The organism is Pseudomonas sp. FSL W5-0203, assembly GCF_001896155.1.
GTDB lineage: Bacteria > Pseudomonadota > Gammaproteobacteria > Pseudomonadales > Pseudomonadaceae > Aquipseudomonas > Aquipseudomonas paracarnis.
On record NZ_MPOR01000112.1, the window covers coordinates 1 to 285 of the forward strand.

A 285-nucleotide genomic window follows, 5' to 3' on the forward strand; every position below is an offset into this window, starting at 1 on the left:
CCTGTCACGCCGGGGGTCGCGGGTTCGAGTCCCGTCCGCTGCGCCATATTCGGTCACCTGGAACGCTGAACGCCAGGTAACCAAAGAAAGCCCGCTCATTGAGCGGGTTTTTTTCTGTCCGAAATATGGCAAAAAATCGTGCGCTAAACTTTTTTTAAATAAATTGCATTTAAATCAAGACATTACGATTTTTTGGTGTATGATGCGCCCACACCGAAACGAAGGGTGATTAGCTCAGCTGGGAGAGCATCTGCCTTACAAGCAGAGGGTCGGCGGTTCGATCCC

The 285-nt window shown here is 50.5% G+C and carries 1 protein-coding gene; it reads left to right on the forward strand.

Going from position 1 to position 285, the window contains the following annotated elements; genetic code table 11:
* Positions 1–229, forward strand: a 229-nt coding sequence (locus BOP96_RS30340) for a hypothetical protein (RefSeq protein ID WP_218189993.1), incomplete at its 5' end; no start/stop codon positions are given.
* Positions 230–285 lie beyond the last annotated feature (56 nt).